Annotated in this window: 24 protein-coding genes; 22 read left to right on the forward strand and 2 right to left on the reverse strand. The window is 72.5% G+C overall.

The genetic code is table 11. From position 1 onward, the window contains the following. The first annotated feature begins 8 nt into the window (after positions 1–8). From C6376_RS39005 to C6376_RS39045, 9 genes are all read left to right on the forward strand, one after another. Positions 9–1,082, forward strand: coding sequence for a DUF5047 domain-containing protein (locus C6376_RS39005; RefSeq protein WP_254076449.1), 1,074 nt, complete (start codon positions 9–11; stop codon positions 1,080–1,082). Beyond that, entirely contained in the window at positions 1,075–1,884 is an 810-nt protein-coding gene (locus C6376_RS39010) for a hypothetical protein (protein WP_107447840.1), read from the forward strand. The genes C6376_RS39005 and C6376_RS39010 overlap by 8 nt, the downstream gene beginning before the upstream one ends. Continuing rightward, a complete protein-coding gene (locus C6376_RS39015) occupies positions 1,884–2,609 on the forward strand; it encodes a hypothetical protein (RefSeq protein ID WP_107447841.1) in 726 nt (241 codons plus the stop codon). Before C6376_RS39010 ends, C6376_RS39015 begins: the two co-directional genes overlap by 1 nt. A gap of 9 nt (positions 2,610–2,618) precedes the next feature. Next, on the forward strand, positions 2,619–3,185 hold the full coding sequence (locus C6376_RS39020; RefSeq protein WP_107447843.1) for a hypothetical protein: 567 nt from the start codon (positions 2,619–2,621) through the stop codon (positions 3,183–3,185). 64 nt (positions 3,186–3,249) lie between these two features. Next, positions 3,250–4,332, forward strand: coding sequence for a peptidoglycan-binding protein (locus C6376_RS39025; protein WP_107447845.1), 1,083 nt, complete (start codon positions 3,250–3,252; stop codon positions 4,330–4,332). A 14-nt stretch (positions 4,333–4,346) separates the two neighbouring features. Next, entirely contained in the window at positions 4,347–4,670 is a 324-nt protein-coding gene (locus C6376_RS39030; RefSeq protein ID WP_107447847.1) for a hypothetical protein, read from the forward strand. A 29-nt stretch (positions 4,671–4,699) separates the two neighbouring features. Continuing rightward, the gene (locus tag C6376_RS39035) at positions 4,700–4,963 is read left to right on the forward strand and encodes a hypothetical protein (RefSeq protein WP_107447849.1); all 264 of its coding nucleotides are present in this window, start codon (positions 4,700–4,702) and stop codon (positions 4,961–4,963) included. Then, positions 4,960–5,628: a collagen-like protein gene (locus C6376_RS39040; RefSeq protein WP_107447850.1), complete on the forward strand. Its 669-nt coding sequence runs from the start codon at positions 4,960–4,962 to the stop codon at positions 5,626–5,628. The genes C6376_RS39035 and C6376_RS39040 overlap by 4 nt, the downstream gene beginning before the upstream one ends. A gap of 152 nt (positions 5,629–5,780) precedes the next feature. Next, positions 5,781–6,236, forward strand: a complete 456-nt coding sequence (locus C6376_RS39045) for a hypothetical protein (RefSeq protein WP_107447852.1) — start codon at positions 5,781–5,783, stop codon at positions 6,234–6,236. Here the strand turns inward: C6376_RS39045 and C6376_RS39050 are convergent. Further along, positions 6,233–7,279, reverse strand: coding sequence for a helix-turn-helix transcriptional regulator (locus C6376_RS39050; protein WP_107447854.1), 1,047 nt, complete (start codon positions 7,277–7,279; stop codon positions 6,233–6,235). The two genes, C6376_RS39045 and C6376_RS39050, sit on opposite strands and share 4 nt — an antisense overlap. A gap of 105 nt (positions 7,280–7,384) precedes the next feature. Here C6376_RS39050 and C6376_RS39055 point away from each other — a divergent pair, with 105 nt between their 5' ends. The 3 genes from C6376_RS39055 (at position 7,385) to C6376_RS39065 (ending at position 10,418) form a co-directional block, all read left to right on the forward strand. Next, positions 7,385–7,948, forward strand: coding sequence for a hypothetical protein (locus C6376_RS39055; protein WP_107447856.1), 564 nt, complete (start codon positions 7,385–7,387; stop codon positions 7,946–7,948). 106 nt (positions 7,949–8,054) lie between these two features. Beyond that, on the forward strand, positions 8,055–8,717 hold the full coding sequence (locus C6376_RS39060) for a hypothetical protein (RefSeq protein ID WP_107447858.1): 663 nt from the start codon (positions 8,055–8,057) through the stop codon (positions 8,715–8,717). A 189-nt stretch (positions 8,718–8,906) separates the two neighbouring features. Further along, positions 8,907–10,418, forward strand: coding sequence for a recombinase family protein (locus C6376_RS39065; RefSeq protein WP_107447759.1), 1,512 nt, complete (start codon positions 8,907–8,909; stop codon positions 10,416–10,418). 430 nt (positions 10,419–10,848) lie between these two features. On the opposite strand, the gene C6376_RS39075 is transcribed toward C6376_RS39065, so the two are convergent. Next, positions 10,849–11,313: a hypothetical protein gene (locus C6376_RS39075; RefSeq protein WP_159083385.1), complete on the reverse strand. Its 465-nt coding sequence runs from the start codon at positions 11,311–11,313 to the stop codon at positions 10,849–10,851. Positions 11,314–11,483: 170 nt separating this feature from the next. Between C6376_RS39075 and C6376_RS39080 the strand changes: the two genes are divergently transcribed. From C6376_RS39080 to C6376_RS39115, 10 genes are all read left to right on the forward strand, one after another. Next, positions 11,484–11,705, forward strand: a complete 222-nt coding sequence (locus C6376_RS39080; RefSeq protein WP_107447765.1) for a helix-turn-helix domain-containing protein — start codon at positions 11,484–11,486, stop codon at positions 11,703–11,705. After that, positions 11,702–11,875 (forward strand): hypothetical protein, encoded by a 174-nt coding sequence (locus C6376_RS44160; protein WP_159083386.1) that lies wholly within the window; start codon positions 11,702–11,704, stop codon positions 11,873–11,875. Before C6376_RS39080 ends, C6376_RS44160 begins: the two co-directional genes overlap by 4 nt. A 90-nt stretch (positions 11,876–11,965) precedes the next feature. Continuing rightward, positions 11,966–13,174, forward strand: a complete 1,209-nt coding sequence (locus tag C6376_RS39085; protein ID WP_107447767.1) for a hypothetical protein — start codon at positions 11,966–11,968, stop codon at positions 13,172–13,174. Further along, positions 13,171–13,653 (forward strand): hypothetical protein, encoded by a 483-nt coding sequence (locus C6376_RS39090; protein ID WP_107447768.1) that lies wholly within the window; start codon positions 13,171–13,173, stop codon positions 13,651–13,653. The genes C6376_RS39085 and C6376_RS39090 overlap by 4 nt, the downstream gene beginning before the upstream one ends. Then, positions 13,650–14,339 (forward strand): hypothetical protein, encoded by a 690-nt coding sequence (locus C6376_RS39095; RefSeq protein ID WP_107447770.1) that lies wholly within the window; start codon positions 13,650–13,652, stop codon positions 14,337–14,339. Before C6376_RS39090 ends, C6376_RS39095 begins: the two co-directional genes overlap by 4 nt. Further along, positions 14,336–14,857 carry a hypothetical protein gene (locus C6376_RS39100; protein ID WP_107447772.1) on the forward strand — a complete coding sequence of 174 codons (522 nt, stop codon included), beginning with the start codon at positions 14,336–14,338 and terminating at the stop codon, positions 14,855–14,857. The genes C6376_RS39095 and C6376_RS39100 overlap by 4 nt, the downstream gene beginning before the upstream one ends. Beyond that, positions 14,854–15,075: a hypothetical protein gene (locus C6376_RS39105; RefSeq protein ID WP_159083387.1), complete on the forward strand. Its 222-nt coding sequence runs from the start codon at positions 14,854–14,856 to the stop codon at positions 15,073–15,075. The genes C6376_RS39100 and C6376_RS39105 overlap by 4 nt, the downstream gene beginning before the upstream one ends. Positions 15,076–15,162: 87 nt before the next feature. Next, positions 15,163–15,777: a hypothetical protein gene (locus tag C6376_RS39110; protein WP_107447775.1), complete on the forward strand. Its 615-nt coding sequence runs from the start codon at positions 15,163–15,165 to the stop codon at positions 15,775–15,777. Next, positions 15,774–16,550, forward strand: coding sequence for a hypothetical protein (locus C6376_RS44165; RefSeq protein ID WP_159083388.1), 777 nt, complete (start codon positions 15,774–15,776; stop codon positions 16,548–16,550). The genes C6376_RS39110 and C6376_RS44165 overlap by 4 nt, the downstream gene beginning before the upstream one ends. Beyond that, positions 16,547–17,119 carry an HTH domain-containing protein gene (locus C6376_RS39115; RefSeq protein WP_159083389.1) on the forward strand — a complete coding sequence of 191 codons (573 nt, stop codon included), beginning with the start codon at positions 16,547–16,549 and terminating at the stop codon, positions 17,117–17,119. The genes C6376_RS44165 and C6376_RS39115 overlap by 4 nt, the downstream gene beginning before the upstream one ends. Positions 17,120–17,131 lie beyond the last annotated feature (12 nt).

The raw sequence follows: 17,131 nt of genomic DNA on the forward strand, positions 1-17,131 counted from the left end.
TGCTGGACATGTCGGACGAGGCGCTGAGCATCGTGCAGCGATCCTTCACCATGAAGATCCGGGCCGACGCCTGGCTGAACGGCGAACTCGTCGCCGCGGACATTCCCGTCGCCGCCGGGAGCGAGGACCGGGACCGCTCGCTGGCGGTCCCGGAGCGGGTCACCCTGACCGTGCCGCGCCGCGACCGCGGCATCACGTGGGATCCGAGCATCGACCCCGAGCATCCGCTTGCCGCCTACGGGCAGCAGCTGCGGATCTCCTATGGCGTCGACGTCGGCGGGGGCTTCGAGTGGATCGACCGCGGCTGGTTCCTCATCACCGACTCCGGCGTGGATGGTGACACGGTTTCCGTCACCGCCGAGGGTCTGCTCACTCTCATCGACGAGGCCAAGTTCGTCGGCCCGTTCCAGCCGTCCGGCACGTTCGTCTCGACCGTGCGCAGCCTCGTCGAACCCGCTCTGACCGCCGTCTTCGACGGCAGCCTTATCGACCGGGCCATCCCGCTCGGCATGCAGTGGGACGGCGACCGGATGGCCGCACTGACGGAGGTCCTCGACGCGTGGCCGGCCGTAGCCGAAGTCACCGCCGACGGGCACCTGCTCGTCGAGCTGCTCACCGACGGCGGCACCCCGGTACTCGACATCACCGACGGGCAGGGAGGCACCGTGATCCGCTGGTCCGGAGACACTTCCCGCGACGGGGCGTTCAACGTGGTCGTCGCCGAGGGCGAGGACAGCACCGGCAGCCAGGTGCAGGGCGTCGCCTACGACACCGACGGCAGCAGCCCGTTCCGCGCCGGCGGCCCGTTCAGCCCGCTGCCGGTGCCCACCCGGGTCTCCTCCCCCCTGCTCACCACCGTGGCCCAGTGCCGTGCCGCGGCCAGCGCCCGCCTGCAGACCCTGCGTCGCACCGCCTTCCGGAAGCTGAAGGCCACCCTGGTCCCGCACCCCGGGATCGTCACCGGCGACGTCGTCTCGGTGACCGGTGCCGGACTCACCGCCAGGGCGTGCGTGGTCGAAGGCCTGTCGCTGCCCTACACGCCGGGCTCCATGTCCCTGACCCTGAGGGTGCTCAATGGGTGACTTCGCCGATACCCGCGTATCCCTGACCGGGCAGGGGACCCTCGTCGCCATCGCGCAGACCGCCGGGTCCGGCGGCGCCTGCCTCGCCAACGTGGCCGGCCTGCAGGTGACGGTGCGGATCGTGGCCGGGCTGAGCGTGGCCGCCGGGAATGTGCTGCTGATCCTGCGGCGCGGGTCCACGTACTGGGCGATCGCCACGCTCGGCGCCGCCCCGGTGGTCGCGCCGTCGCCGCCGTCCCCCGACACCGCGCCGCCGTCCACCGGTGACCCGGCACCCGCACCGAAGCCGGACATCACTACCGGTGTCCTCACCTGCCCGCCGGTCGCCACAGCCACCTACCGGGACGGCTCCTGGCGCTCCGACGGCGACCCCGTGAGCGGGTTCGACACCTACCAGGGCCGCTACGCCGGCTCGTCGTTCGGCCGGATGACGGGCTGCGCCTTCTACGGCACCAAGCCCCGCAGCCTCAGCGGAGCCACTGTCACCAAGGCCACGCTCAAGGCCCGGCGCCTGTCCGGCGGCGACTTCGCCGCCCGCACACCCACCCTGCGGCTGGTGTCGCAGTCCACGCGGCCGAGCGGGGCCCCCACCCTCAACGAGACCACCGCCGGCCCATCTCTGGCCGTGAACGCGACGACGACCAGCTTCACGATTCCCACCGCGTGGGCGCAGGCCATGGTCGACGGCACCCGCGGAGGTCTCGCCATCTCCATCGGCTCGGACACCCCCTACATCCACCTGGCGGGCCGAGGCAGCTGGAGCGCGGCCTGGACCCTCACGATCTACTGGAGGCGCGGCTAATGAGCCAGGAGACGTCGAACGGCATCGTCTACCCCGAGAGCACCGACCACACCCGGACGTGGGAGCACTGGCAGACGATGGCCGAGTCCATCGACCCGCAGCTCAGCCCGCCCGACGTGCAGGTGTTCACCTCCTCCGGCACGTGGACCCGGCCCGATGACGCGAAGTGGGTGCGGGTAATGGTGCAGGCCGGCGGGGGAGGCGGGCACAACGCTGTCGCCACCGGTGCTTCGCAGACATCGTGCGGCGGCGGCGGGCAGGGCGGCGGCTATGCCGAGTCGTACCTTCTGGCGTCCGCCGCTGGCGCTTCCCAGGCGGTGACCGTCGGGGCGGGCGGTGCGAGCGGCGGCGGCTCCGGCGGCACCTCATCATTCGGGTCGCTGGTGTCGGCCACGGGCGGCGGCGGCGGCACAGCCAGCGCCGCCGACGGCACCCCGGGCGCGACAGCAGGAGGGTCCTCGACCCAGACCCTCACCGGCGGCATTCGGGTGTCCGGCAGCGGAGGAGGAGCCGGAGCCAAGTTCGGCACCGCGGGCGCGATGGGCGGGGCCGGCGGCAACGCCGTCCTCGGCGGCGGCGCCCGTGGTGTCGCCACCAACGGCACCGGAGTCACGGGCTTCACCTACGGCGGCGGCGGCTCCGGCGCGGCGAACACCGCCTCCCAAGTCCAGCGCGGAGGCGGAGCCGGCGGTGACGGCGTCGTCATCGTCATCACATTTTTCTGAGGAGTAGCAATGCCCTACCTGTCCACCACCGACCTGCACAAGTGCTGCGAGAACGCCACCGACCCGTTCCAGCCCCCCGCGCCGCCCCTGCTGCTGGGCGCGCTGGAGACCAGCGAGATCCCCGTCGACCTGTCGTCGTCCAGCTACCGCACCCTGTACCGGGTCGTCATGGGCCCCGTCTCACGCGGCGACATGCTGAAGGTGACCGGCGAGGCCCGCGTCACCAACGACGTCGGGGTCGGTATCCCCAACGGCAAGCGGTACACCGTCGGTGTCGGCTGGCACTTGTGGATCTACGACTACAGCAACCCGCTGAAGACGGCGGGCCCGTGGTGGCAGATCTCCCAGCTGCGCGGTCAGAACGTCACCGTGGACATGCACCACATGACGCTGGCCGTCACCACCCTGGCCGAGGTTCCCGACGACTGGACCGACGGACACCGCCCAGTCGTCGTCCTGCGCGCCGACGCCCACTCGACCGCCTGGAACTACAACGGGGGCAACGACACGTTGACCGCCGACGCCGGATACGGGCAGCTCATTGCCAAGCACTACGTGCCCGCCCCTGCCGCCTGACCCCACCCCACCCCGCCCGCCCTGAGCCTGATGGCCGGGGCGTTTCTCATGCCCGGGAGGGCCCATGAAGTTGATCACCAGAGCGGCCTGGGGTGCGCGCCCACCCCGCTACGACCTCGTGTACATCGCTGGCACGCAGGGTGTGAAGGTGCACTACGAGGGGACCTACGTCCCGAAGTCCCTCGCGGCCGCGGACGCGCACGGCTCCTGCGCCGGCCACGTACGCGACATCCAGGCCAGCCACCTCGCCAACGTGAAGGAGGACTACAGCGACATCGCGTACTCGGCGCTGGTCTGCCCGCACGGCTTCACGTTCGAGGGGCGTGGCCAGCACCGCAAGACCGCCGCGAACGGCGACCAGACCCTCAACAAGCGGGACTATGCGGTGTGCGCGATGCTCGGCAACTCCGGCCTGGTCCAGCCCACTGACGCGATGCTCGACGGCCTGGTCGACGCCGTCCAGTGGCTGCGGTCCGGGGGCGGTGCGGGCAGCGAGATCCTCGGACACCGCGACGGGTACGCGACCGAGTGCCCGGGCGCCACGCTGTACGCGTGGGTGAAGGCCGGCGCGCACCGCCCGGACGGAACGAGCGCCGGCGGCGGGTCGGGGATCGCCCGCTACCAGGTCGTCATCAACAAGCTGCCGTACGGGTACGGCGCCGAGGGCGCGCACGTCACCGCGGTCGGGCGGGCGCTCGTCGCCGCAGGGTTCGGCCGGCACTACGCCGAGGGGCCCGGGCCGCGGTGGACCGACGCCGACACCGAGTGCTTCAGCGATTTTCAGGTGAGCCTCGGTTACAAGGGGACGGCCCCGCACGAGGACGCCGACGGCGTGCCCGGCCCGGTCAGCCTGCAGAAGCTCCTCGGCCACCTCCCCGGCGCGACGAGCACCACGACGCTGCCGCCGTTCCCCGGCCGGAGCGCGTTCGTCCTCGGCAAATCCAACCCCGCCGTCACGACGCTGGACAACGGGTTGATCCGGAAGGGCTACGCCCGCCACCACGCGGGCGCGGCCTACACGCCCGGGCCCCTGTTCAGCGAGAACACGCGCCTGAACGTCCGGGACTTCCAGCGCGCCACCCCGGCTCTCGCGGGCGACGCCGACGGCTACCCGGGCCCGCTGACCTGGAAGCTCCTCCTCTCCTGAAAGCGAGACCCGCCATGCCCAGCAACCTGTTCGTCTCGATGATGCGGACCCTCGTCCCGATCGTCGCCGCCCTGGTCATCAGCTGGACAGGACGCCTGGGGATCCCGGTCGACAGCAACGCCGCGGCGAGCGCCGTGGCGCTCGGCCTCGCCGCCGCCTACTACCTGCTGTTCCGGGGTCTGGAGTGGCTGGCCGCGCGCCTGTCCTGGGCGCCGCTGCAGCGCGCCGCCGGCGTGTTCCTCGGGTGGGCTCAGCCGCCCGCGTACGGCGGCAAGGACGACGATCTGCGCGCCGCGCTGCAGCGGGCGCAGGGCGGGGACCGGAGCAGCGGTTCCTGACGTTCCATCGCACGACCTGAGGAGCCACCTTGGACGCGACCACCCTCGGGACCCTGCTCGTCGGTGTGGGGGCGGTCGTCGGCGCGGTGGTGACGTACCTCGGTAAGCGGGGCGAGACCGCCCTGACCGGCTACAGCTCGCTCACAGGCGACCTGCAGGAAGAGCGTGACCGGCTCGACCGCAAGGTGGGCGAGCTGCACGCCGAGATCGCGCAGCAGGCGGCGCTGCGGGCCGCAGACCAGGCGGAGATCGCTCGGCTCCGCGCCCTGATCCCACCCGGAGGAATCCCGTGACCCGTACCGAACGGGCACTGGCCCGACGCTGGCGTCCGCTGACGCTGCTGTGCTGGCTGATCGCGCTGTCCGGCGCGGTCATCATTATTTGGGCGCGCATCGACGCCGAGACGTCCCGTGCCGACGAGCTCGCCGCGGAGGCCGACCGGCGGGGCCAGGCCGTCAGCACGCTCGCCACGGACGTACGGCAGCTGCGGACGCAGGTGTCGGGCGAGGGCCAGACGCCCGTGGCTCCGGACCCGTCCGAGGCCGTCGAGGACCTCCCGGCGCGGGCCGAGGTACCCGTGCCGATCCCGGGCCCCAAGGGCGACCCAGGCCGCCCGGGCAAGGACGGCACCCCGGGCACCGCCGGCGCCACCGGCGCCCCTGGCGCGGCGGGCAAGGACGGGGCACCCGGGACGGACGGCGCGCAGGGCGTGCAGGGGGAACCGGGCGTGCAGGGTGAGCAGGGGCCGGCGGGCGAGCAGGGCCCACGCGGTGAGACAGGTCCTCGCGGCGAGCAGGGACCGCCCGGGCCGTCGTGCCAAGCCGGCTACAGCCTGCAGGTGCCTGCGTGGGATCCGGACGCGCTGGTCTGCCGGAAGGACGACGTCCCCGACCCAGGCGGCAGCACACCAGCCGGGCCGCTCGCCGCAGGCCTCGACCCACGCCGCCAGTACCCATGAGAGACGCCCCCTGCACGGCCCACGTGGCCGTGCAGGGGGCTTTCTCGCGTTCGGTGCGTCGCTGTCGGTGGGGGCCGCTATCCTCGTGGCACACGCCCCCGAGGCCCGACACCCGGGGGCGTCGTGCTGTCGAGATCGCTGGAGCTGGAGTCATGGCGCGCTGGAGTCTGCAGTATTACCTCGGCACGCCACACCGCCCACGGGATGTTGACGCCGAGCTCGACGACCTCCTCGGCGAGGGCATCGCAGCCGCGCACGAGTACGTCCGCCGGGTGAGCGGCGGCGCCGGCACTCTGCGGGAGGCCGTGCTCCTGGTCGACGACGAGCCTGGCGAGGATCCGCTGGAGGGTGGCCCGACCATCCCGCTGTGGATCACGTACGTGCCGTACCGGCCGGACGCGGACCCGGACGCCGGCGAGGCTGAGCCTCCTCGGCGCGAGGTGTTCCACCTGCCCGCCCGGCTCTTCGAGACGAGGGTGAACGCTCAGGGCGTCGCCTCCTACGGCAGCCCGGCGCTGGGGTACCTGCAGCTGGCGGTCCGCCGGCGTCTGGACGACGGCCGTGAAGGCACCATCCGGAGCGTGGATCTCAAGGCGACCGCGGACTAGGCCCGCCGCGCGGCGTCGTCCAGCCGCGCCTGGTAGTAGGCGTGATCCCGGGGGAAGGCCACGAGCGACGGCAGCGCAGTGCGGAAGCCGTCGGCGGCGTCCGCCCACCGCTGGCACGCGTACGCCGCGTCGGCGACCTGCAGCTGAGCGCGCGTCGGATCGAGCCAGTACAGCCAGCCCGGCCGCTCCTCCTCGGCCGGCACCCGCAGCGCCAGCTTGCAGGCCTCCTCGGCCAGCCTGCGGGCCCGGTCCCGCTCGCCGACCTGCGCGGCCGCCATCGCCTCCTGGTGCACCGCCGCGGCCTCTGCTGCAGGAGACAGCGTGCGCGGGCCCACGTAGCGCGCGGCCTCGGCGGTGCGCAGGGCACGGACCGGGTCGCCGTGGCTGAGGGAGTAGTAGGCCCGGATGCGCTGCGCCCAGGAAGCCATGTCGGCATGGCCGCCGTCGACGGCCCATCCGTGCGCGAGGTCGATCCACGCCAGCGCCGACCCGCGCTGTTCGGACTGCCACGCCACCCAGGACAGCCAATGCGCGTGCTCGGCGGCGAGCAGCATGAGCCGGTCCGCAGCGGCCCCGGCCGCCTGGGGGATGAGCCCGGTCACCGCGTCGAGCTGCTGGCGCACGATGCCCCACAGTGCTGTGCCCAGGACCTCGTCCTCTGCGCGGCGATGCTGGGCGAGCACCAGGCCGATCCAGTCGGCGGTGCGCAGATCGGCGCGGCCCACCGAGTGGGCATGCGCGATGCGCTCGCGGAGCTCGGCTGGCGGCGCCCACGCATCGGGCCCCTGTGGTCTCGGGGCACCAGTCAGTTCTTCCGGCACGTGCAGCCCTTCGGTGAGGCGGGCCATGAGCTCGGCTGAGGTGACCTGCCGGCGGCCCGATTCGATCGCGGAGATGTGGGGCTGCGGCATGCCCACGATCGGCTCGAGGCCCCGCTGAGAGAGGCCTGCAGCGCGCCGGTACTCGCGGAAAATGGCAGCCCAGTCCTGGCGTGCCCACGCGGCACGGAGACGGACGTCTGCCCATGGTTCCCGACTGGCCATAAGGGGACGATACGCCGGGTGATACACAGTGTGTATCGGATCGCTCACAGACCTTGCCGACCATGACGACTCAGCCATCCCGAGTCGGGTCGGAAGGAAAGCGCAATGTCCCACCACACACCGTCGTCGGTGCAGATGGACCCCAGCACAGACCCCGAAGAGACAGCCGCGGACTGGCTGCTAAGGACCCTGCCCGAGCAGGCCCAGGCGCGGATCCTCGCGCTGTGGCAGCGCAAGCTGACGGCCATGCTGCCGCTCGGCGAGGGGCTGTCCGCGGTGAGGATCCCGAGCGCGCCACTCCGCGCGCTGACGGGCCAGCCCGAGACGCCGTCCGCCGCCATCGACGAGTACCTCGCCCGTGTCCTCGAGGGCGGCCCCGTCATCTGCGACCCCGCCAGCCTGCACTACTACGTCATCGTCCCGTCAGGCCTGCCCGCCGCCTGGCACCGGGCCGCCGCCGCGTGGCGAGAGGTCGGCATCATCTACCAGGGCGAGGGCTCGTGGATGGGCGCGCCCGGTCCGGCGCGCGACGTCCTCGACCCGGATACCTACAGCCTGTACTGGGCAGTCCCCCTCGCCGACCCGCCCATGCCGTGCGACCCGTTGGCCGTGGCCCGCCTCGGCGATGACCTCTACCGCGCCGTCACCCACCGGGAGCCGCCCCGATGAACCGACGACGCATCGACTGGCGCGCCGTGACCTACCTGGGGGTGCTGCTCGTCCTGGCGGTCGCACTAGTGTGGGGCATCCTCAACTGCGGATGCCCGGAGGGGACATGAGGCGGCCGCTGCTCTGGCAGGGGATCCGGGTGCCGTGGATCACGCCGTGGTCCGGCGAGGTGCGCCCCATGGCGGAGGTCGAGATCAGACACGGCAGGGGCGGTGTCGGCCTCGGCTACGCGGACGAGGTCGACACCGACCGCCGCTTCGATGCCCTGTGGGTACGCCGCGCCGCGACCCCCGGCGTCGGGCGGCCCGACCTGCGCAGCATGCACCCCCTGCGCCAGCGTCAGGCGATGACGCACATGCTGTGCCAGGTCTGCGGCACGGCCGTCGACGGCGGCGAGCAGTCTCTGTTCCTCATGCACTCCCGCCCCGGCGACGCAATCCGTGAGGGCGAGGTCACGGCCGTCCCGCCCGCCCACGACGCGTGTGCGAGAAGGGCCGTGCGGGAGTGCCCGCACCTGCGCAGGGGATGGGTGGCCGCTCTCGTACGCCGCGCCCCGCTCTGGGGCGTCGCAGGCGTCGCCTACGACCCCCGCACGCTCACGCCGCTGCCCGGCCCGGGCGCCGGCGGGAGCGGCCTGCACCAGGTGCCGTACGCGGACGCGACGGCTCTACGCTGGCTCCTCGCCGCCCGGCTGCTCGTCAGCCTGCAGGGTGTCGAACCCGTCGACGTCGACGGGTTCGCAGACCAGCCCGCGGCCGCCGGCAGGTAGCGGCTCTCCCGATCTCCGCTCCCGGCCCGAGCGCCGGCCAGGCCGGTAGCGGACCGTCGGCTGCTCTGTGCTTCCGGGGCAGAGCAGCCGACGTGCTGCTGCCTGACCAGCAGTCGCAACAGGCCCTTTAAGGTTGCATCTCCTGGCAGATGCACGACTCATAGGTCCCATTCCTGATACACCAGTGCCATGAGTACCGAGAGACCGCGCGCCCGGGACTACCGCCGGCTGTCCGACGCCAAGGGCGGCACCTCGATCGAGGACCAGGGCGTCGACAACGAGGACGCGGCCGCCGAGCAGGGATGGGACCTCGGCGAGCCGTACGTGGACGACGGCCTGAGCGCCAGCCGCTACGCCCGTAAGCGGCGCGATGACTTCGACCAGATGGTTGCAGATCTGAAGAGCGGCCCGACCGGACGCGACTCCGCGTTCGGCGCCGACATCCTCATGCTGTGGGAGTCCTCCCGAGGTTCGCGTCGTGTGGGGGAGTGGGTGTCCTTCATCGAGCTGTGCGAAGAGAAGGGCGTCAAGATCTGGGTCACCACCCACGAGCGTCTCTACGACCCGGCGAACGGCCGCGACCGGAAAGCCCTGATCGACGACGCGGTCGACAGCGAGTACGAGTCCTACAAGACTCACCGGCGCGTCTCGCGGACAACGCCGAAGGAAGCACGCAAGGGGCGGCCGCACGGCCAGGCACCCTACGGCCTCAAGCCCGTGTACGACGCAGCCACGGGCAAGCTGACAACGTGGGTGGCCGACGAGCCGCGCGCCGGCGTCGTCCGGCTCCTCTTCGAGATGCTGGCGGCCGGCCATTCCATGATGGCCGTCGAGCGCGCGTTCAAAGAGCAGGGATACCGCAACCGCTCCGGACGCCCCTTCACCGATGGACACCTGCGCACGATGGCTCTCAGGCACTCGTACGCAGGCCTGCGCTCCTACCAGGGCACCGTCTACCCGGGCGTCTGGGACGGCCTGGTCAGCGAAGAGGTGTTCTGGGATGTCCACCGCCGACTCACCGCCCCGGGCCGCGCCGTCGGCGCCGGCCTCATGCTGCACCCCCTCACGTCGAGTCTGTGGTGCGCCCGCTGCGAGAGGAACCTGTCCCCCCGGGAGCTGAAGAGCAAGAAGGGCCCATGGGTCTACACCGTCTATCGCTGCTACCAGTGCGGGCTGAAGATCAGAAAGCACGGCGTCGACGACCTGTTCATCGGTGAGCGCGGGCGGCTGGGGATTCTCCTGGCCTACCTCGCGCGTGAGGACATCTATGCCGTCCTGCAGACGCCGGGCAGCGACGCCGCGGCGGTACGCGAGATCAGGGCGCGGGTCGCCGCGGCGCGCCTCGAGCGTGACGAGCTGCGCGGAGCCAAGGGCAACACGCTTGCCGAAGTGCGGCTCCTCGCCAACTCCCTTGAGGCCAAGGAGGCCGAGGTCGACGAGTTGGAACAGCAGGAACGTCAGCTCACTGTTCCGTCGGCGGTGCTGAGCATCGTCCGTCCTGGCGTCGACATCTGGGAGTCCTGGCACGCCGCGCCGATCCGTGCGCAGAGGGAGACGGCCGCACTCATCCTGAGCCCTCGCTACCTGGGTAGGCCTTGCATCGTGCCCAGCCCCATCACCGGGCGGGCACAGCCGCCAGTCGCCGAGCGGATCGAGTGGCGCAAAGCCCCGCCACCGTCAGAACCTGCGTACCGACGCTGACCGTGCCGGACGGGAGGAGCGTGGCCCGCCCCGCCGAGGGGCCTTGTACCGCGGCCCCTCCATCATGAGGCGCAGGTGAGCTTTGGCGCGCACCTCGACCGCCGAGTCGGCATCCATATCGGTCGCCAGGCCGGGCTCAGGCGACCGGTCCAGACCCTCCTGACGAAACGTTTCAACACCGTTGAGCACGGCGCGTACTGCGGTCTCGACTCTGTCCTGCCGGGCGGCCCGGCGTTCGATGGCGCACAGCCTGAGCCCGACCGCTGCCGCGATCCCTAGCAGTGCACCTCCGGCTACGGCCGTGACGACCAGACCCATAGTGGACACTCCTGTCCCCCAACTCCGTGTCTGCGGCATGCATGGGGGACCACTGTCCGTAATTTAACGGTCACACACCATCAAGATCGGTCGGACCGTGACCGGAACGTAACTATCCGGTCGGTCGTTCCGTCTCATTCTGGACAGATCGGTCTGTATGTGACCGGTGAGTAGCCTCGATTTCCGGCCGCACCTGCCGCCACACCTCGTCCGCCTCCTCGGGGGACAGGTCCAACTCGCGGATCAATGTGGCCAGAAGGCGCTGAGCAAACGTCAACTCCCGGCCGAGAGGCGACGCTTCGGGAGCGCGCCCGGCAGGCACCCGGTCGGGCGGGGTGTCGAGGGGGGTCGGCTCGCCGCCGTCGAGGATGGCCGCAATGCTTCCGCGGGTCCAGTCCAGAGCGTGCTCGAGCTTGGTGTAGGTCGAGCTGCGCGCCCCCGCGCCTTTGCGGACCTTGCTCAGCGTCTCGTCCGAGATGCCCGCGCGTCGGCAGACCTCGGCGTACTCCAAGGCCAATGTGCTGATGCGGCGCTCGATGTACTGCGCAAGCCGGATGCGCGCCTCCCGGACTGTCATGGGCCGAGCGTACATGCGCACTCCAATGCGTTCCAAGGTTGCCCTAGGGCCCCTGAGCTTGGGGTCTGCGGCAGGCGTGCCGCTCGGTAACTCCAATATGCACCAATGAGTGTCCAAGTTACTCCATGGTAAGGGTTGAGGAATCCAATAAGTGGAGTACGTTGGAGTCCATGTTGAGCCGCAGGATCTCCGGAGCAAAGCTTCGGCGCGTCCGCGAAGACAGGTGCCTCAAGGTCACCGATCTCGCGACCGCCGCCGGGTGCTCGCGATGGAACATCTACAAGATCGAGCAGGGCGAGTGTCAGCCGTCCGCCCAGGTGTATGCCGCACTCAAGACAGCACTCGGCGCGCACGATGCCGACCTGGTCGACGAGACCCAGGACGCGGCATGAGCGACGACGCCCGACAGGCGTATATCCGCCGCATCGTCGACGCCGCGCCGCCGCTGTCCGCCGAGGACGCGCACCGCGTCCGCGCCCTGGTCCCGCTCAAGTCCCGGCTCGCCGCCGAGAGGTCGGTCTCTCGACCTAGGCCCCAGTCGAGGCGCAAGACGGCCGCCTGATCACACAAGAACGGGGCCGCGCCCGGCTCGACCCCGGATCGCGACCCCTCGGCAGACCACACCCAAATCCGAACCTGGAGTGGCAGAACCGTGACCACAGCATCCCAGACCCCCGGGGCACTGCCCCCCGAGGTCCCGTACGTCCCGCCGCAGAGCGAGGTCCTCGCGGCCACGCCGATCGACCCCGAGATCCCGCACCGCCTGCGGTCCCCGTACCCGGAGCCGGAGCAGCCCGAGTGCTGCCTGTGCAGCTCCCGCGAGGGCCGGCTGACCCCGGACCCGAAGGGCCGCCTCTACCCGTCCGGCGCACGCGTCCTCTACTGCGCCAAACATCTGCCCCCGCCCGCGCCGGTGGTGGCCGCCGAGGGCGTCATCGCCGCGGCGATGAAGGCCGGAGCGGCGACGCCGCGCGAGCTCGCGCAGGCCGAGTACGAGACCGGCCTCCTGTTCGACGCGCAGGCCGCTGAGGACATCGCGGCGGCGGCCGCCGAGCAGGCCCACGCCGAGGCCCAGGCGGCGATCGGTGAGCGCGGCCGCCAGCTGGCCGCCTTGGCCGGCGACCACCGCAAGCTCACCGCGGTGATGCGTCTCCTCGAGGGCCGCCCGGGCACGCACCTGTTGACCGTCGCGGAGATCGCCGCGGCCGCCGAGTACGGCACCACCCCGTTCGACTCGGCCCCGATGACGCTGGGGTGGACCGGCGAGGTGAGCATCCCCGGCCCGCGCGACACCCACACCAAGGCCGTCATCGGGTGCATGTCCTCGTACGGCGGTCGCGCGGACCTGGTCGTCGAGGGCGACGCCCGCCGCCGCCTCGCGAGCCAGCTGGCCTTGGAGTTCCGCGACCCGCACGCCCCGTGCGCGACCGCGATGTGCGGCACCGATCACGACCTCGACAGCGGCGACATGTTCGGCTGGTCCCGCCTCGAGGTCGCCTCCGTCGGCGAGGGTGCGCGCTGGTACTGCAGCGACATGTGCGTCATGGACGCCCTCGCCCGCGCCGGCCACGACCTCGCCGCCGCCGACCGGGACGCCGCCGGCAACCCCGGCGAGCAGGACCCCGGTCCGCTGCACGGCGACGACGCCCACTGGGCCGGCCGGATCCGCCTCGCCCAGACCGACGCCGCCGACGGCGAGGACCCGGTCGACGACATGGCGCGGTGCGCGCGGTGCGGCTGCACCGACGCCGCCGCGTGCGAGGGCGGCTGCCACTGGGTGGCGAACCACCAGATGGCCGACCTGTGCAGCCGCTGCGCCAGCCCGGCCGAGCTCGCCGTCGCCACCAGGGGGCTGGAGTGACGGGCATCGAGCGGACCCCGCTGCAGACGATCGAGGGGTTCGAGGCCGCGGCGTTCCGCGCTGCCCACGTCGCCCGGACGCTGCTGGCCGAACACGCCGCGCTGCCGCTGTGGGAGGTGCGCCTCAGCGTCTACGCGCACCCGCGCGCCGAGTTCATGAACGCAGAGCTGGAGATCTCGGTCATGGACGCCGAGCACGTGGCGGCCTGGGCCGGCGCGCTCGGGACGACGGCGGCCGTCAGGTTCCACGACGCCGACGAGGACTCGGGCGCCTTCGAGTTCCACAGCGCCAAGGTCGCCCGCGACGGCGTGAAGGTGTCCGTCTCCGGGACCCGCCTGCTGAGCGCCGACGAGCAGGACCCCGGCCCGCTGCACGGCGACGACGCCCACTGGGCCGCCCGGATCACCCTCGCCGAGACCGAGGCGACCGAGCAGGGGACCGAGGACGAGCGGGGCGACGCCGAGGGCGGTGCCGCGTGATCTCGCCGCTGGACACCTACCTGGGGTGGGACAAGCCGGAGCACTTCACCGGCTGCAGGCGGCCCGCCTGGGACGTCGGCACGCGTACCGAGCGGGACGAGTTCCGGCGCGGCGGGGGCGATCCCCAGCGCCGGCACTCCTGCCCGGACGAGAACTGCGGCCACGGCCCCCGCTACGACAAGCTCACCGTGCGCCTGGTGTGCCACTCCTGCGGATCGGCGTACGTCATCAGCGGCGAGCAGACCGGCACCGACACCCGCACTGCTGCGACCACCACCGCCGCCCTCGGCTACGGCCTGCCCCCGCGTCAGACCGCCGGCCTCCTGCTGTGGGCCGGCCACCCGTGGCTCGGCGGCGACGGCTGGGGCGACGAACTGCGAGGCGGCGAGCTGCACGACTTCGTCGTGACCCGTCCCAAGGTGAAGGCCGTCACGCAGGACGTCGTGGTCGGTCAGATCACGCAGTCCCGCGGCGGGCGCGGTGGCGTCGTGTGGACGGCACTCGCGGTGCCAGACCCGCAGGGCCAGTTCGGGTACGGGCAGTACCTGCGGTGGGCGCACGCCAACGACGGGCGCGGCCGCGGCGGTTCGCCGCTGCGCTCGGTCGTGGCGGCCGCCCGCTGGATCGGCGCCCGCCTCGCCGAGCAGAAGCCGACCGCTGAGCTCGCTGCCGGCGGTGCGCGGTGACCGCCATCGAGGAGCGGGCGGCGGGCGTGTCCGGGCAGAGCATCCACGACAGCGGCCGGCTGTCTGTGGACGGAGCCACCCGGGCCACCCTGCCGCACCTGCCCTACGCCGACGCCGTCGACCGCGCCCTCGCCGCGATGGAGTTCCTCCCGGACACCATCGAGACCGGCATGCGCAAGGAACCCGGGCCGTCCGGACAGCGCGAGTTGTTCTTACGGCTGGAGTGGCTGCCCGGCCACGACGACCTCGTCCCCGACGCCATATGCGCGAGCGGTCTGGTCGTGCAGTGGTCGCACCTGGCCGGCTGGTCGGCCCGGGCCGATGACGACCTGGTCGCCCTCGCCATCGCCGACCTCGCCAACCCGGCTCTCGTCGCCGACGCCGCGATGCACGCCGCCTTGCACGGTCTGCGCTGCGCCTGCGAGAAGCCCGACGCCGACGGCCGGTGGGAGCAGGCCGTGTACCTCGACATCGCCCTGGTCGCCTACGACGAACGCGTGGACGGGGTGGCCGAATGATGTGGCTCGTCCTGCTCTGCGCGGTCCTCGCCGCTCTCGTGGCCCTCGCCGCCGACGACACCCGTTGGGGGCACCGCCGCCTGCCTCCGGTGACCCAGCGGCGGCCGCAAGCGCCGAGCCTGCCGCAGGCCGGGCCCGGGCCGTGGCACCCCGGCCTGCACCTGCAGCGCGGCCGCCGCGTCCGCGCTGCCCGCGCCCGCCGCCGACAGCAGCCCTGACCCACCGCCCCGCCCAGTCCCCGGGCGGGCGGCACGTGCCCTCACAACCGTCCCGCCCGCCCGGCCACCACCACACCGAAGGACACCATGCACCGCCCCGTCGTACACCGTCGCGACCCGCGACTCGAGATCATCACCGAGGCCATCGAGCGCCTCATCCCCGGCGCCACGCCCGCCTTCCTCCTCGTCACCGTTGTCGAGCAGCTGCCCGGCACGGGCGAGACGAGGGTGAACACCTGGAGCGGCAAGCCCGAGGGCCTGGCCACCAAGGTGTTCACCGCCCTGTACGGCCGCCCCCGCACCGAGGAGCCGCGCTCACCGCTCGTCCAGGCCGATGACGCCAGGCGTGCCGGGGACCTGGACGGCGAGACGCGCGCACTCATGGCGGCCGGTATCGGGCTGGAGTCCGCGCCCTGGCAGCCGGCCCGTCCCGGCGACCTGGTCCACCTGCACTACCCGGCCTCCGGCGACGTCCCCCAGTTCGGGGAGACGTACATCGTCGGCGACGCCGGCGACGGCCTGCTGAGCCTGCAGCTCCTCGCCCACACGCTGCCCGCCACCGAGGACGTGGACGGCATGACCGGCTGCTTCGCCTCCGACGCCTCCGACCAGCCGCTGTACGAGCTGTGGTTCGAGGCGGGCCCGCACCTGCTGACCATCGTCCGCGACGGCCGCCCCGTCCACGTCGGGGGCGCCCGATGACCTACAACCTCGCCCCCGACAACGCGCCCTGGTTCGAGCACCTCACGGACAGCGTCGACGCCCTCGGCAACGCCGCCCGCGAATGGGGGCTCGCGCACCGGACGGCCGAGCTCGCGTACGAGCAGAGCGACCCGATGCGGCGGATCCTGCACGACGGCAAGGTGACCGGGCAGCCGGGCCCGGAAGCGGTCGGCTGGAACGCGAAGCCGTTCACCCGCTCCCCGCACTCCAAAGCCGTCTACGCCCTGCACAGCCTCTACACGGAGGCCATGTACCGGGCGCGCGCCGAGTACGAGCACGCCGCCCTGCTGTATGCCTCCGGCGCGGCGTGGGCGGTGTGCCGGGTGCGCGCCGGCGAGCAGCCCGCCCGCGTCGTCTTCGGCGTCGACGACGAAGGGGACAACGGTCAGCGCGACCTGGTGCCCGGAGACTTCGGCGTCGACGTCGACGCCTTCGAGGCCGACCGCTACAGCAACGCCCGCAAGCTGCAGGCCGTCTACGACCGGCTGTTGGAGTGCCTCGCCGCGGGCCGGTACGCCGAGGACATCGGCGACCAGGAGCGCGTCACCGAGCAGGAGGACGCCGAGGCGGCCGAGTGCTGGGCGATCGCCGAGGGCACCGCGGACGCTGCCTACGCGTACGGCAATCTCCTGCGCCAGGCCCTCGGGTTCGTCCTGCTCGGCCCGCGCCAGGAGCACCGCAAGCAGCTCGCGGCGGCCGCCGAGGCCGCTACGGCTGCCGGGTCTGCGCCGTCTTCGGAGGTGGCGCAGTGACGCGCACGGACCGGCGCACGCTGGTGCGCCAGCTAAGCGAGCAGGGCCTGACCCGGCGCGCGATCGCCGAGCGCCTCGGTGTCAGCAAGGACACGGTGCGCCGCGACCTGGAGGCGATCGCGCGCGAGGACGAGCCGGACGGTGCGCCGCACGATGCGCCGGACGAACCGGATGCGCCGCAGGTCAGCGACCCGGACGAGCCGGACGGTGCGCCGCAGGATGCGCCACCGGCTGAGCCGGACAGCGACGACGAGCCGAATGACGCTGCGCCGGATGCGCCGGCCGAGCCGGTGGCGCAGCTCCCGCGCCGGGTGTCGCCCCAGCGCCTCGAGATCGACCTGCGCCAGTGGCCCGCGCTGCGCCGGGACCTGGCGGTCCTGGCGTCGACCGGCCTCGCCCTCGAGGAGGCGATCGCGCAGGCCGTCGGTGTGCTCGCGGCCGGCTACAGGCAGGGCCTCGCCCAGCGCCGGATCGTGCCCGGCCCGTTCGTCGTGCGGGGCATGACGGTTGGCCCGCTGCAGCCCGCCCGGCTCGTCCCCCGCAGGCCCGCCCCGCCCGAGGGCGCCTGAGAACCGGTCCGG

Source organism: Streptomyces sp. P3 (genome assembly GCF_003032475.1).
GTDB lineage: Bacteria > Actinomycetota > Actinomycetes > Streptomycetales > Streptomycetaceae > Streptomyces.